We start from the raw sequence: 15,409 nt of genomic DNA, 5'->3' as shown, positions 1-15,409 counted from the left end.
CGTTCATTTAATTGCAAATACCTGAGGCGAGGATGATATGGCTCAAAATACTTACCACACACTGCGTTTACTTTTCCCGCAGTGGCAAGGCGGTAACAATCCGCCCTACTTTTTCGGTTCGCAGCTGCTGGCGTGGCTGGCGCCGCCGGCCCAGGGCGCCGTTGAGGAGGTCAGCGTACCTGCCCCGACCAAGGCTGCGCTGGTTAATGAAGAGGGTATTGTCGGCCGCCGTGCGGTGGTTGAACAGCTGCTTGATGCGCAAGACAAAATCACCAGAACTCAGCCAGAGTCCATTGTCACCTTAGGGGGCGATTGCCTGGTCTCTCTGGCCCCCTTTGCCTGGCTTGCGGAAAGATATGGCGATAAATTGGGGGTGTTATGGATTGATTCTCACCCGGACATTATGACGCCAGAGCAGTTCCCACATGCCCATGCCCACGTTCTTGGGGCGTTGATGGGCAATGGCGACGTGGAACTAACCCAGGTGGTCAGAAAGCCATTATCGCCTGGCAAAGCGCTTATTGCTGGGATCCATAACCCCCTCGATGTCGAAAAACAGTTTATTAGTGAACGCGGTATCGCCACCTTAAGCCCATCAGAGCTGCGTCAGAATCCGCAGGCGATCGACGAGTGGATAGCGCGCGAAGGTGTTGAGTACCTGGCCATCCACCTCGATCTCGATGTTCTCGACCCGGCCCTATTTCGAGCGGTGCTGTTTGCTCGTCCGGGGCGCGGCGTACACGACTTCGGCGATGTCGCCGAAGGGAAACTGACGATTGCCGAAGTGGTTAATTTTATCAATCAAGCTGCCGCTCAGGCCAAACCGGTGGGACTCACCGTCGCCGAACACTTGCCGTGGGATGCCCTAAGCCTGAAGAATATGCTCGAAGCTCTGCCATTATTGAGCTAATCGACGCGTTCCCCGTGGTGGAAAGCGCCAATTGCCATGTTGCAGGAATACCGCAGGCCCGGAGCAATAATGCCCCGGGCCTTAAACTACCTAATCCAGACGGTGAGTAAGACTATCACCACCATCATCAACACAGCCTGGATAAAGATTGGGTCTAATGATGTTTTGCGCATAGTCCCCCCGCTATTCAAAGATTTGCCGTATCGCCAGCGCCAGTACCAGCAAACCGGCCAGTAAAAACATCCAGGCGATGAGATCCTCCGGTGAACGATTCATCGTCATCCCTCCTTTTTGTCATCAGAACCACTGGCCAAAGCGCTTGATATAGAAACGTTTCATACCCTGCGCCACCAGGCAGTAGCTCAGCAGCGTGGCAACCAACCACGGGAAATAACTCAGCGGCAGCGGCTCAAGCCCCACCATGGCGCCAAGCGGCGAGAATGGGATATAAATGCCGATGGCCATAATGGCGGCGGTGGTGAGCAGTACCGGCAGCGTCGCGCGGCTCTGGATGAACGGTATTTTCTGCGTTCTCAACATATGCACCACCAGCGTCTGCGACAGCAGCCCTTCGATAAACCAGCCGGACTGGAACAACGCCTGCGCCTCCACATGATTGGCGGCGAAGACGTACCACATCAGAGCAAAGGTGGTGATATCGAATATCGACGACGTGGGGCCAATCCACAGCATAAAGCGGCCAATGTTCTTCGCATCCCACTTGCGCGGTTTACGCAAAAACTCCTTATCCATTTTGTCCCACGGCAGCGACAGCTGTGAGATGTCGTACATCAGATTCTGGATCAACAGATGAATAGCCAGCATCGGCAGGAACGGGATAAAGGCGCTGGCGACCAGCACCGAAAACACGTTGCCGAAGTTGGAGCTGGCGGTCATGTTCAGGTATTTGATAATGTTGCCAAAGGTCTCGCGTCCTTTAATAACGCCCTCTTCCAGCACCATCAGGTCTTTTTCCAGCAGAATAATATCCGAGGACTCCTTCGCGATATCCGCCGCGCTATCGACAGAAATACCGACATCGGCATCGCGCAGCGCCGGCGCGTCGTTAATGCCATCGCCCAGAAAACCAACGGTATGGCCATTTTTCTGTAGCATCTGTAGAATGCGCGACTTCTGCAGCGGCGTCAGTTTGGCAAACACCGCGCGTTTCTCGACCTCCTGCTGAAGCTGGCGGTCAGTCATTGACTCAACCTGTTGGCCGGTGAGAATGTCGTGCGAATCAATTCCCACTTCAAGACAAATCCGCGCCGTTACGACCGGGTTATCACCGGTAAGCACCTTAACCGCGACACCGTTATCACGCAGTGCGGTGATGGCTTTGCCCGCGCTTTCCTTCGGCGGATCGAGAAACGTTAACATGCCCTCAACGGTGAGCCCCTGTTCATCGGCGGCGGTGAGCGGCACGTTTAGCGCGGTGTCGTCCAGCTTGCGGGTAGCGACCAGCAATACCCGGAAGCCCTGAGCGTTATAATCTTCGGTTTTCGTCAGCAGCAGTTCCCGGCGCAGCGCATCCAGTTCAACGATCTTGTCGCCCTCACGGATATGGGTCGCGGCTTCGAGCATCTCTTCAACCGCCCCTTTGCAAATCAGGCTTTTATCGCCATAGCGGCTGTCTTCCACCGAGACCGATACGCGGCGACGTACAAAATCGAATGGCAATTCATCAAGCTTAACGAAGCGCTCTTTTTCCGTCGGCGCCAGCCGGCCTTCCCCATAACGGAGCACGGCCCTGTCCATCAGATTACGCGCTCCGCTTTGGCTGCTGCTATTCAGCCACGCCAGCATTAATACCCGATTACTTTCCGCGCCGCCGACGTCGAGATGATGCTCAAGAATGATATTGTCCTGGGTCAGGGTGCCGGTTTTATCCGTACACAGCACATCCATTGCACCAAAGTTTTGGATGGCATTAAGACGTTTAACGATCACCTTGCGTCGCGACATGGCAATCGCGCCCTTCGCCAGGTTCGAACTGACGATCATGGGTAACATCTCAGGCGTTAAACCGACCGCCACCGCCAGGGCGAATAGCGAGGCTTCAACCCAATCGCCCTTGCTGAAACCGTTAATCAACAACACGATCGGTACCATAATCAACATGAAGCGGATTAACAGCCAGCTGACGCTATTCACCCCGCGATCGAAGGCGGTCTGCGTGCGGGTGCCGACGATCGATTTTGCCAGTGAGCCAAACCAGGTCCGGTCGCCGGTCGCCACCACCACCGCCTGCGCCCTGCCGCTGGTGACGTTCGTCCCCATCAGACAGATATTGCCCATCTCTAACAGGCTTTTATTTTTATCCGGCGTCGGTAAACGATCGCTGCATTTACCTGAAACGCTGGCCATGAGGTCATATTTTTCCACCGGCAGCGATTCACCGCTTAAAATGGACTGACTGACGAAGAGGTCCCGTGATTCCAGCAGACGAACATCTGCCGGCACCAGATCGCCCGCGGCAAGAAAAATAATATCGCCCGGCACCAGCTCTTCAATGGGTATTTCCTCCTGGCTGGGGCCAATATTTCCCGGCCCGCGACGCAGTACCGTTGCGGTGGTACGGACCATGGATTTTAGCGCCTGCGCGGCTTTATTGGTCCTGAACTCCTGCCAGAAGCGTAATAGACCACTCAGACTCACCATCGTCAGGATAATAATAACTCCGGTGAGGTCGGTCTCTTCACCATTACGCAGCGGTAGCCAGTAATCGGTAATAAAACTGACTGCCGCCAGCGCCATCAGCACGTAAATAAACGGGTTATTAAATGCCTGCAGTAATTGAATAAAAAACGGCGGCGCGGTTTCTCGTGCCACTTCGTTACGGCCATAGTCTTCCAGCCGCTCCAGCGCATCGGCGGTCGTTAGCCCCTGCCGACTGCTATTTAAACGCGACAGCGTGTGATCCGGGCTATTAAAGGCCTCCGTTTCAATCGCAAAGCTCTTTTTATGCTGCTTATCATTTTCTGACGCAGACCGGTTGGTATTCCGGTTTTCTAATTTCATGTCAGTCATGATTCATCCCCAAATTTAGATGTGGTAGTCCCTGCATAAATAAATTATGCATAGTTAGATGTTATTTTTTTCACACTCATAATTGCGCGTATTAAATATCCCTGCGAGGTTAGCCAAACCGCAGTGAGAGAGCCTTAATGGCTAATATGAGCGTGTATTACCGCGGCAAAGGCGGAGGGAACAGTGCGTAAAAAAACAATAGCATGATGAATTACCTCGCAAAAAAGCGAATTCCAGTTCTCAGGAGGCAATCGGGTTCGGGAAAGGATTGCTGCCTGCCGGTTGGCAAACAGCGCAGAATAGATAGCGTCAGTTTGCCTTGATGTTTAAATAAGGGTGACTGTCCAACATATCTCTCCTGTGTGAAGTTGTGCTTAGTATAGACGTGACTTGCCGGGAGTAAAGCTCCGTAAGCCCGTCAGTGAGGTTTGGTTTAGATTTGCTCTCGTTTAACCTCTCTCGTCAGAGGAGTCACAGCGCACAATCGTGTCGGCTGCCCATGCGTCAGACCGCCATCATACAACTCTTATCGTGAACATTGTGCCACCCCCATCACCAAATCAGACAACATACCTATACGATAAACGTTATTTATATTAACATCTTAAATATTCGCATTATTTATTTATCTGTACAAAATACCATCATAATTTAAGCAAATTTACACAACCACGTAAAGGAAACGGTATGAGCAAGAGAGTTTATTTGGTTTCATGTTCCGGAAGACCAAATTATGGCGATGAATTAATCACCGCCACCTGGCTATCTTTCCTTTATAAAAATTATCCACAGTATGAAGTCTGGTTAGATACCCCTGAACCAGGTAACGTGCAATCGTTGTTTATGAAGTATCATCCCAACTTCAAAGCCATTAATACCTTGTGGAAAATCTGCTGGCGTTCCGTAGATATTCTAAATGATATAAATAATAAAACTGCCAGTCTTATTAAGGATTATGGTTCTCCTGATATTGACCTGAATATCGATATTTTACGCTCTGCTGATATTGTACATATTCTCGGCGGTGGCTATATCAATGCCAACTGGAAAGAAAACTATGCCATCCTGTTCGCTTGCCAGGCGCTAAAACAGGTCTCGCAAGCTAAAACGATTGCCACCGGCATCAGCATTTACCCGCACGAAGAGTTCCTTGCCGCTGAAATTTTTAACGATGCGATAACCTCATTTGATTATTTTTCCGTTCGCGATCCTGCAACGGCCAGTCGATTTGCGGTTGAAAATACTCAGGACGATGTGTTCCTGGGTTATGACCTGGATGTGGTATCCAAAAACAATAGCCCCGATCTGCCGGATATTTTATGCTGTATTCAGAATGAACTTTCTGAAGACGATATATTTCAAAAGCTTGTTTCCCTGGTTGCCGATTACCTTCAGCAACAGCATCAATGCGGCAAGAAAATAGGTTATATAGAAGCTATTCCAGGCGCCGACAACACGGCATTTGTCGAACTGCAGAAGGCCATCCCTGATATTCAGTTTTATCCTTTCTCGCATGTCTGGCATGGAGGTATCCCGGTTCAGGCTGATGGTGAGATTATTAGTACCCGTTTTCATCACCATCTGGTAGGCGCTTGCCTTGGAATTAAAGGCACCGCACTTAATATTGATAGTGAATATTATAAGAACAAGCACGAATCGTTGAGCCTGCTGGGTACCGGCTGGAATGTGCAATCGGCAGACACCCTTGCCGGTAATTTACACTCAACAATCAATGACGATTTTCATGCGCAACTCAGTAATATCGCCTCCGCCAAGTTAAACAAGGCTTTGGCGCTGTATCAGGAATAACGACACTCCAGTCCCCCGGCAACGCCGGGGGCTTCAGTTTAATCAAATACGCTATTAATAATCGCGGTGACCACAGCGGTACTGAGCGCAATCAGAACCAGATCGTCCCCGACGACCCGCCATTCATAGCCGGGATAATAAGGTAATTGGTTGAGCATCGTGGCAGGCACCGCTTTTTTGGCAATACCCGGAGGTAATGGTTTTCCACGCGCGAGATTTTTCGCAATCCCCGGAGGCAGCGCCTGATAGCCGGTTAAGCCATAGTTCACCGCTAGCGCGCGAGCGGTGGTATAGCTGATATCACTGTTGACGTGATCCGGTTTGCCGTAGTTCTTACGCTGTCCCTTGCCAGCGCCGTTATCGCTTTGGCCGACGCTATGGCCATTGTTGCCTTTGTCTCCATGGTTGCCGTTATTACCACTATTGCCATGGTTGCCGCTATTACCATGACCACCGTTGCCATTACCGTTGCCATTACCGTTTCCGGGATTAGCAAGCGCCGGTGCCGCAGCCATTGTTAGGGACAGCACCATAGCCAACGCTGCTTTTACTACCTGACGCTTTAACATGATCTTTTCCTTTAAATGCACAGAGTACACGCTGCAAATGTAGGTGATATTCGCCAACGATACCATTTCACTTATTCTGATTTCCATCACCGGTCGTTTACTTCAATTCCGCCGCTACGCCAGGCAAAAAACCAGCATATTTGCCATCTATAAACGCATTAAGCATGATTTCTGACTGTTAAATCGTGATGCCGCTAACAATTAAAAATTTAAAACCATTAACAACCAATTAACATTAGCAGGCAAACATTTCTCCTGAGGAAAATAATAATATGTCTACCACCCAGGTTCTCGGCGACGCCTCCTTTAGCCCGCCAGGACAACATCCCGACAGCTTAACCGCGCGTATCGACGCTCTGCCCTCCTCGCCCGGTCTATGGTCATTTATCACACTGCTGGCATTAGGCGGCTTTTTCGAACTCTACGACCTGTTCCAGACCGGTTATATCAGTACCGGCCTGCTCGCCGAGAATATTTTCCATACCGGGAAAGACGGGGTATTCGGTATCGCGGATCAGGCGGCCTTCGCCTCTTCGACCTTTATGGGCTTGTTTATCGGTGCCAGCCTGCTCGCGCCGCTGGCGGACAGGCTCGGACGCCGTCTGACCTTTATGTTCGCGCTGGCGTGGTATGGCATCTTTTCGCTGATTATGGCGCTGCAAAATAGCGCTGAAGGGGTCATTTTCTTTCGTTTCCTGGTCGGGATCGGCCTGGGAATTGAACTAGTGACTATTGATACTTATCTCAGCGAGTGGATGCCGACGCATTTACGCAATAAAGCCTTCGCGTATGCTTTCTTCATTCAGTTTCTCTCGGTACCGACAGTGGCGCTGATGTCCTGGCTACTGGTGCCAATGACCATCCTCGGCCTGAGCGGCTGGCGCTGGGTGATTATTCTTGGCGCACTGTGCTCATTGGTCATTTGGGTCATCCGCAAAAAGCTGCCGGAATCCGCCCGCTGGCTGGAAAGCAAAGGCCGCCACGATGACGCGCACCGGGTCATGGGTGAAATGGAGCAACGCTGCGGTTTATCGCCTTCCCGGCGCCATGCCAGCCCGGCGGTATCGGCGCCGCAACGCGGTAATTTTAAAGAAATTTGGGCGCCGCAGTACCGGCAACGCACCCTCATGTTAATGGTGATGAACTTCTTCCAGGCCATCGGCTTCTTTGGTTTCGGTAACTGGCTGCCCGCGCTGCTTTCCGGCCAGGGCGCCAGTATTACCCATAGCCTGCTGTACGCCTTCTTTATCACCCTGGCCTACCCGCTTGGCTGCCTGTTCTGCACTCGTTTCGTCCATCGTTTTGAAAACAAATGGCAAATTGTCCTGTCAGCGCTAATGACGGTCATCTTCGGCACACTGTTCGCTTTACAAAATAACCCGATACTGCTGGTTATCTGCGGCTTTATGATCACCTGGTCTAATGCCTGGCTCACCATCAGCTATCACGCCTACCAGGCCGAAGTTTTCCCGACCCATATACGCGCCCGGGCGGTAGGTTTTTGTTACTCCTTTAGCCGTCTGTCTACCGCGGTCACCAGTATTATGATTGGTGTGATCCTGCAATATGCCGGAACGCCAGGGGTGATTAGTTTTATCGTCGCCAGTATGCTGATGGTTATGCTGTCGGTCGGCATATTTGGGCCAAGAACCCGGGGAATTCGCCTGGAAAATATTTAAAGCTCACCAACGCCGCCGGTTACCCGTTCGGCGGCGTTATGTACGAGTATTTTTTCTTGATAGCGCAGTAAAAATGGCAGCAGCAAGGCGCTAGCTCCGCTAAATGCAATCAACCCCGTAGACGCCTGCTGACTCATCTCGCCGTCGGCCAGCCACACTGAACAGAGCACAAAAGCAATCGCCGTACTGAAGGACATGAAACCTCCTTGCAAAGTGGTAAATCCCGCTCGCCAGGTATCGTCCGGGAACCGAATCGCCACCGCCGAGGAGGCAACCAGCCGGCTATAAGATGCTCCCAGGAAGGCAATCATGAACAGCCAACTCGCACCGTCCAGCCAAAGCACCATCAGCAAACTGATGATAAAAACTACGGTTGCCGCCAGGCTCAGCCGATAGCCGCCAAAGCGTTGACACAGACTGCCGCTCAACTTTGTCGCCGCGAATCCCGCTATACCGCCGAGAAAGAACAACCACGGTAGCGCTTCGCTGCTTGCCCGCATATTGCCCATCAGCAAAGGCACCAGGATCGGCAGTAATAGCATCGGGCTAAACTGGGTTAACGCATTGCCGCTGGCGAATAACAGCATCGTTGGCGTGATGCGTATCTTTGTACCAGAGCCTGCACAGCCGGAAGTCTTCGGCAGGCCAACATAGATCATGATAAGCGCCAGCAGGCAGAGAACGCCAATCAATGCCGGCGCCGTCTGCCAGCCGAAACGTGCGCAGAGAAACAACATGGCGGGCATGCCGATAATACTGACCAGCGAAAAGGCCGAAATGACCGTTGCCAACAAGCGCGCGCGTTGTTGCTGGTCCGCCGCGTTGATCAATAAACTGCTGGCCACCCCCATCGTCATTCCGCCAAAGATCCCGGCAAAAAAGCGCAGCACCAACAGTAATATGAAATGCTGGGTGGCCAGCACCATCAGCGTTAACGCTCCCAGTAACGCCATATTAACCAGCAGAAACGTTCGCGGATTAAGCCTCCCCACCCAGCGCCACGCGCCAATGCCAGAAATGACCGATGCGAGCGTGTATATACCGCTGACATAACCTGCCCAGCTCACCGGCACCTGGAAAGTTGGCGCCATGTAGACAAATAGCGGATTGAAAATCATATATTCCAGCGCGTTGGTAAATTGGATAAAAGCGATAATCGCACCCATTCGTCGTAGATTTATGGTCATTACACGTCCTCTCATCAGGGGGAGCATCAGTTTATCGGCTAGTAAAAAAGCGCATAAGGCGGTAAAAATGGGCGGGTTAATTATCAAAAATGGGATAATCGGCGGTGAGTAAACTGGATTTGAATGCACTACGCGTGTTTGTGAATGTCGTGGAAAACGGCAGCTTCAGCGGGGCGGCGCGGGCGTTACGTATGCCTTCGTCAAATGTCAGTCGCCAGATTTCTCAACTGGAAGAAAAACTGCAATTGCGGCTTATCCAGCGCAGCACCAGACACATGCATCTCACCGATGCCGGACAGGCTTTTTTTAACAGCATGCGTCCCCTGCTCGATGAGCTCGCGGCAACCGAAGCGGCCTTGACTCAACAGCAGGCCGATCCTGAGGGGCTGTTGCGCTTATGTCTGCCTAACGAAATTGGACCGACGCTTTTTGGCCCCCTGCTGGCGCAGTTCGCCACGCGTTATCCCAAAATCGAAGTAAGCTGCGTGGTCAGCCTTGCCGGTGCCGATGCGCTTAAAGATGATATTGATATTGCCGTCGCCATCGTCCGTGGAAAAATGGAGGATGCCAGCTATATCGCCAGGCCGTTGGCGACGTTTCCCTGTTGTGTTGTCGCTGCGCCTTCGCTGCTGGAAAAATGCGGACAGCCAGTACGTTGCGAGCAGCTTGCCTCGCTTCCCTGCATCACCACCGTCAGCGCGCTGAAGGGGCAAGCCTGGCAATTCATCACCGCACAGAACGCGTTTAAAAAAGTGAACGTACAGGCCCATTTTCGGGTGAATAGCGGAGAGATCGCTCTTCATGCCGCCGTCGCCGGCGTGGGTTTCGCCATCCTTGCTGAACAGGCTTGCCGCCCGTTTATCGCCTCAGGTCAGTTAAAGGTGATTGAACTGGAACTACCGGCGGCACCGCTACATCTCATGGCGCTGTATCGCGAACGCCACTTTTTACCCGCTCGTTCTCGCGTCTGGCTCGATTTCATGCAACAGCATTTTGCCGCCGATTAAGTTTCTGACGTTTCGCCGAAAATCGCCTGCGCATCGGCGAAGCACTTCTCCGCCAGCGACGACACCGGCTCCTGGTTACGCATGATGAGCGCAAGCGTGGAGTCAACCTCGGTTTCCGCGATGGGAATAATCGCCAGGTTGTCGCTCAACGCCTCCAGGCCGTTATTGAGCGGCATGATGGCACAACAGATCCCGGCCTGGACCGCCTGGATTATCTGAAATGTCGAATCGCTTTCAAAGACATATTTCGGCGTTAACCCTTTGGCTTTGAAGCTCATTTCAATCGATTCACGATAATACATTCCCTTGGTAAGGAAACCCAGCGGCAGTCCCGCTAATGTCTCCCACTCGGGGATACCGGCGTCAAACTGGAAATGGCGACTGTCGTGCAGCAGGCCCATTCGCGTTTTCGGCAGCCAGGTGACGTTAAATAATTCGCTATCGACGTGGTGCAGATAGCAGATGCCAAGATCGAGCTGATTACGGCTGACGCCGTCGATAATTTGCTCAGAGGTCATCGACAGCAGACTGAACTGCAGTTCAGGGTATTTTTCCGCCAGCGGTTTGATAAGCTGCATAGGGTTCAGGCTGGCTAACGGCACCATGCCTACGCGTAACTGGCCAACCATCTGGCCGCGACAAATCGCCGCTTCTGCCGCCAGGCCGTCGTGCGCCGCCAGCAGCGCCCGCGCCCAGGCCAGAATGCGCTCCCCCTCCGGGGTAAAACCTTCGAAGCGTTGGCCGCGCTGAATCAGCGTGAGATTAAGTTCGTCTTCCAGGTTGCGAATACGCATTGAAAGCGTCGGTTGGGTGATATGACAGGCCGCCGCGGCCTGACCGAAATGGCGCGTCTGATCGAGCGCGATCAGATATTTCAGCTGTTTAATGTCCATCTTAACTTCCAGAATAGTGACGTCCGCTGGTCATTCGTGGACGCGATGCAGAACACAGCTGCGATAAGATATGTTATTTAAATGTTACTTGCGGTGGGGGCTTATTTCAAGATGCCATTTGCCAGTGGCCCGGTCTTAGGCCACTGGCAACATTCAGCAAATTAACGCAGACCGGGAACGGCGCGCACCTCTTTCGAACGCAGCGTCAGGCGGATAGGAACTGACTTGTACGACGGCGTTCCGCTCTCTTCATCGATGTAATCCAGCGGCACCAGCACGTTGGCTTCCGGGTAATAGGCGCCAACGGTGCCCGGCGCGATGCTGTATGCAACCACGGTGATATCCTCGAGGCGCAGATCGCTGTTCGGCAGCGCGGTGAAAATATCGACGCGGTCGCCATGCTCCAGCCCCTGCTCGGCCATATCCTGCTCGTTCATAAACAGCACATCGCGGCGGCCAAACACTCCGCGATAGCGATCGTCCATCGCGTAAATCGTGGTGTTGTACTGATCGTGGCTGCGCAGCGTAACCAGCCTCATCACGTCGTCGCCGTCAACCCGGCTGTTCTCATGGACGCCTTTGAACACCGAGAACATCGCTTTGCCGGTCGGCGTCGGCCAGATCCGCTCGGTTGGCGGCAGCGGCATTCGGAAACCGCCCGGATGACGAATACGTTCGTTATAATCCTCGAATCCGGGGATAGTGTGCTCGATGAGATCGCGGATGCGGTCGTAATCCGCCACCAACGATAACCAGTCGATCTTACTGTTCGGCAGCGTCGCCGTCGCCATCCCGGCGACGATAGCCGGTTCCGAGCGCAGTCGGTCAGAGGCCGGTTTCAGTTTGCCGGATGAAGCGTGGACCATCGACATCGAATCTTCCACGGTAATCGACTGACGTCCGCTCTCCTGCATATCAAGTTCGGTGCGGCCCAGACAAGGCAGAATAAAGGTCTCTTTCGCCACCAGCAGATGCGAACGGTTCAGTTTGGTGCCAATGTGCACGCTAAGATCGAGCCCGCGCATTGCCGGGAACGCCTGCTCATGATCCGGCATCGCCACCGCGAAATTACCGCCAAGACAGATAAGCGCTTTCGCTTCGCCGGCAACCATTGCCTGCAGCGCTTTCACCGCATCGTGACCATGTCCACGTGGAGCGGCAAAGCCAAACACGCTTTCAAGATTATTCAGAAACTCCGCACTCGGTTTTTCGGTAATGCCGACGGTACGGTTGCCCTGCACGTTAGAGTGACCGCGCAGCGGGCAGATCCCGGCTCCCGGTTTGCCGATATTGCCGCGCATCAGCAGAAGGTCGGCAATCAACCGGACGTTAGAGGTGCCTTTGTTATGCTGGGTGATCCCCATGCCATAGGTCACGATAGTGGCGTTGGATTTGGCGTAGGCAACGGCAACGCGCTGCAGATCGTCGCGGGTTAATCCGGACTCACGCTCAATTTCCGGCCAACTAGTCTGACGTAAATCTTCGGCAAAAGCATCGAAGCCGAGGGTGTGCTCGTTAATAAACGCCTGGTCCAGCACCTGGCCCTGGTCCGCTTCGATCTCCAGTAATGCCTTAGCGATCCCTTTCAGCGCCGCGGCATCGCCGCCCGCTCTCACCTGAAAATAGGTTGAGGCGATATTAGTTGAGCTGTAGGTCGCCATTTCAATAACGTTCTGCGGGTCGGCAAAACGCTCCAGCGCCCTTTCACGCAGCGGGTTAAAGACGATAATCGGCACACCGCGGCGGGACAGTTCATGCAACGTCCCCATCATGCGCGGATGGTTGGTTCCGGGGTTGTGACCGATGGAAATAACCAGTTCGGTTTTATCAAAGTCATCCAAAGACACCGTGCCTTTGCCGATGCCGATCGATTGCGGCAGACCGACGCTGGTCGCCTCGTGGCACATATTAGAGCAGTCCGGGAAGTTATTGGTGCCGAACTCGCGGGCGTAAAGCTGGAACAGATATGCCGCTTCGTTAGAGGCGCGCCCGGAGGTATAGAACTCAACTTCATCGGGCTGCATGCCCTGTAATACTTCGCCAATGCGGGAAAACGCGCTTTCCCAGGAGACCGGGCGCAGCGTGTCGCTTTCGCGATCGTAAGACAAGGGATGGGTAATACGTCCGTACCCTTCCAGTTCAAAGTCGCTTTTCGCCAGCAGCGAGGTCACGGTATTGGCAGCGAGGAACTCTGGCGTCACGCGTTTGCTGGTGGCTTCCCAGGTGACCGCCTTCGCGCCGTTCTCACAAAACTGGAAGGTTGATTTATGTTCTTTATCCGGCCATGCGCAGCCGGGGCAGTCAAAACCGTCAGGCTGGTTGGTACGCAGCAGCGTGACCGGGGCGTCAAGCGTGTCCATTTGCGTACGCACGGCGATGGCGGTCGCTTTTAACGCCCCCCATCCACCCGCTGGGCCATCATAGGGATGAACACCGGGGACAGCGCGTTTTTTCTTATTCATATGAACTCCTGAATACTCTCTTCAGCTAGCGGATGTTATTAACAACATTGGTCACGTTTTTTTGCGGCGATGTTAAATAACCACATTAATTAAGCGGGAAATACCGCATTTCATTTTGCAATGAATAGCAAATGACAGGGTTAACTCGTTGTTTTTAATGTTTAACTAAATGTCTGGTTAAAATGAAATGAGCAACTTTAATCGTTAACTAAATAATAACATCTCATTTCGTGTTGTATAATAGATGTTATCTATCGGGTGTTAAATTTAACCTATTTGATAATTAAAGAATTATTTTTAAACTTTATTATCAAGGGCATTAACATATTTCAATGCCCGTCAACGCCGTAATTTAATTGTCATCAACAGGAGGCTTTGCCCAGGTAAAGCCGTATCCGCTATGCAGAAAATATTCCATAAATACAATGAAGTAATGTCGTACAGGGGTGAGCCATGTTCGGATTAGATGCCTTTTATTTAGCCAGGATACAGTTTGCATTTACTGTATCTTTCCACATCATTTTCCCCGCTATTACCATTGGTCTCGCCAGCTACCTTGCGGTACTGGAAGGGCTGTGGTTAAAAACAAAAGAGGATACCTACCGCCAGCTCTACCATTTCTGGTCAAAAATATTTGCCGTTAATTTTGGTATGGGCGTCGTTTCCGGACTGGTGATGGCCTATCAGTTCGGCACTAACTGGAGCGGGTTCTCGCAGTTCGCCGGTAGTATTACCGGGCCGCTATTGACCTATGAAGTCCTGACCGCCTTCTTCCTCGAAGCCGGCTTTCTTGGCGTCATGCTGTTCGGCTGGCATCGCGTCGGCCGCGGACTGCACTTCTTCGCGACCTGTATGGTGGCGCTGGGCACGCTGTTTTCCACTTTCTGGATCCTCGCGTCCAATAGCTGGATGCATACACCCCAGGGCTACATTATCGAGAATGGCATCGTGGTGCCGGTAGACTGGCTGAAGGTCGTTTTTAACCCTTCATTCCCGTATCGCCTGCTGCACATGTCCACCGCCGCCTTCCTTGCCAGCGCCTTTTTCGTCGGCGCTTCGGCGGCCTGGCATCTGCTGAAAGGCAATGACACGCCGGCAATCCGCAAGATGTTCTCGATGGCGTTGTGGATGGCGCTGATCGTCGCCCCCATTCAGGCGATGATTGGCGATGCGCACGGCCTGAATACGCTCGAACATCAACCGGCAAAAATCGCCGCGATTGAAGGACACTGGGAGAATAAACCGGGTGAAGCCACGCCATTAGTGCTGTTTGGTCTGCCGGATATGGATGAGGAGCGCACCAAATATAAAATTGAGGTTCCCTATCTTGGCAGCATCATCCTGACTCATAGCCTCGATAAACAGGTTCCGGCCTTAAAAAGTTTCCCGAAAGAAGATCGCCCAAATTCCACCATTATCTTCTGGTCGTTCAGGGTGATGGCCGGGCTCGGTATGTTAATGGTACTGCTCGGCGTGGTCAGCGCCTGGCTGCGTTGGCGTGGCCGGCTTTACACGTCAAAACCGTTCCTGCGTTTTGCCCTGTTGATGGGCCCTTCCGGGCTGGTCGCGCTACTGGCAGGCTGGTTTACCACTGAAATTGGCCGCCAGCCGTGGGTAGTCTATGGCGTTCAGCGCACCCGGGATGCGGTCTCCGCCCATGGCGATCTGCATATGTCCCTCAGCCTGCTGGCCTTTATCGTGGTTTACGCCTCGGTGTTTGGCGTCGGCTACGTGTATCTGATTCGCCTGATAAAAAAGGGGCCGGAAAGTGCGCACACGCCGGAGGACCCGACTCAGAACCAAACCCCTGCCCGCCCGCTGTCAGCGGTACGCGAACCTATGAATACTTCGGGGAGAAAATAA

12 protein-coding genes are annotated in these 15,409 nt (G+C 52.8%); 5 read left to right on the top strand and 7 right to left on the bottom strand.

Translation table 11 applies throughout. From position 1 onward, the window contains the following. Positions 1-37 precede the first annotated feature (37 nt). Positions 38-910 carry an arginase family protein gene (locus KGA69_RS17850; RefSeq protein WP_045394216.1) on the top strand — a complete coding sequence of 291 codons (873 nt, stop codon included), beginning with the start codon at positions 38-40 and terminating at the stop codon, positions 908-910. Positions 911-996: 86 nt separating this feature from the next. Here the strand turns inward: KGA69_RS17850 and mgtU are convergent, their stop codons facing one another. Genes mgtU through mgtA form a run of 3 tightly spaced genes read right to left on the bottom strand, consistent with a single transcriptional unit; the run spans position 997 to position 3,940 of the window. Next, positions 997-1,083 (bottom strand): magnesium transporter protection protein MgtU, encoded by an 87-nt coding sequence (gene mgtU / locus KGA69_RS24245; RefSeq protein ID WP_257880777.1) that lies wholly within the window; start codon positions 1,081-1,083, stop codon positions 997-999. A 10-nt stretch (positions 1,084-1,093) separates the two neighbouring features. After that, complete coding sequence (mgtR, locus tag KGA69_RS17845) at positions 1,094-1,186, bottom strand: protein MgtR (RefSeq protein WP_020078726.1); 93 nt, start codon at positions 1,184-1,186, stop codon at positions 1,094-1,096. A 21-nt stretch (positions 1,187-1,207) separates the two neighbouring features. Beyond that, entirely contained in the window at positions 1,208-3,940 is a 2,733-nt protein-coding gene (mgtA, locus tag KGA69_RS17840; protein ID WP_047048549.1) for a magnesium-translocating P-type ATPase, read from the bottom strand. Positions 3,941-4,627: 687 nt separating this feature from the next. Between mgtA and KGA69_RS17835 the strand changes: the two genes are divergently transcribed. Beyond that, positions 4,628-5,749 (top strand): polysaccharide pyruvyl transferase family protein, encoded by a 1,122-nt coding sequence (locus KGA69_RS17835; protein WP_063447134.1) that lies wholly within the window; start codon positions 4,628-4,630, stop codon positions 5,747-5,749. Positions 5,750-5,787: 38 nt separating this feature from the next. On the opposite strand, the gene KGA69_RS17830 is transcribed toward KGA69_RS17835, so the two are convergent. Continuing rightward, positions 5,788-6,318, bottom strand: coding sequence for an anti-virulence regulator CigR family protein (locus tag KGA69_RS17830; RefSeq protein WP_063447135.1), 531 nt, complete (start codon positions 6,316-6,318; stop codon positions 5,788-5,790). Between the two features lie 272 nt (positions 6,319-6,590). Between KGA69_RS17830 and KGA69_RS17825 the strand changes: the two genes are divergently transcribed. Further along, positions 6,591-7,997 (top strand): MFS transporter, encoded by a 1,407-nt coding sequence (locus tag KGA69_RS17825; protein ID WP_045394207.1) that lies wholly within the window; start codon positions 6,591-6,593, stop codon positions 7,995-7,997. On the opposite strand, the gene KGA69_RS17820 is transcribed toward KGA69_RS17825, so the two are convergent. Further along, complete coding sequence (locus tag KGA69_RS17820) at positions 7,994-9,184, bottom strand: MFS transporter (protein ID WP_045394205.1); 1,191 nt, start codon at positions 9,182-9,184, stop codon at positions 7,994-7,996. The genes KGA69_RS17825 and KGA69_RS17820 overlap by 4 nt on opposite strands. Before the next feature lie 104 nt (positions 9,185-9,288). Between KGA69_RS17820 and KGA69_RS17815 the strand changes: the two genes are divergently transcribed. Beyond that, positions 9,289-10,191 (top strand): LysR family transcriptional regulator, encoded by a 903-nt coding sequence (locus KGA69_RS17815; protein WP_047048560.1) that lies wholly within the window; start codon positions 9,289-9,291, stop codon positions 10,189-10,191. On the opposite strand, the gene KGA69_RS17810 is transcribed toward KGA69_RS17815, so the two are convergent. Then, positions 10,188-11,084 (bottom strand): LysR family transcriptional regulator, encoded by an 897-nt coding sequence (locus KGA69_RS17810; RefSeq protein WP_045394200.1) that lies wholly within the window; start codon positions 11,082-11,084, stop codon positions 10,188-10,190. The two genes, KGA69_RS17815 and KGA69_RS17810, sit on opposite strands and share 4 nt — an antisense overlap. A gap of 161 nt (positions 11,085-11,245) precedes the next feature. After that, positions 11,246-13,546 (bottom strand): FdhF/YdeP family oxidoreductase, encoded by a 2,301-nt coding sequence (locus KGA69_RS17805; protein WP_045394197.1) that lies wholly within the window; start codon positions 13,544-13,546, stop codon positions 11,246-11,248. 453 nt (positions 13,547-13,999) lie between these two features. Between KGA69_RS17805 and KGA69_RS17800 the strand changes: the two genes are divergently transcribed. Beyond that, positions 14,000-15,409, top strand: a complete 1,410-nt coding sequence (locus tag KGA69_RS17800) for a cytochrome ubiquinol oxidase subunit I (protein WP_015366505.1) — start codon at positions 14,000-14,002, stop codon at positions 15,407-15,409.

Source organism: Klebsiella sp. A52 (assembly GCF_018388785.1).
Lineage (GTDB): Bacteria > Pseudomonadota > Gammaproteobacteria > Enterobacterales > Enterobacteriaceae > Klebsiella > Klebsiella aerogenes.
The sequence above is the reverse complement of the archived record's forward strand: the minus strand, read 5'-3'. Positions and strand labels throughout refer to the sequence as shown.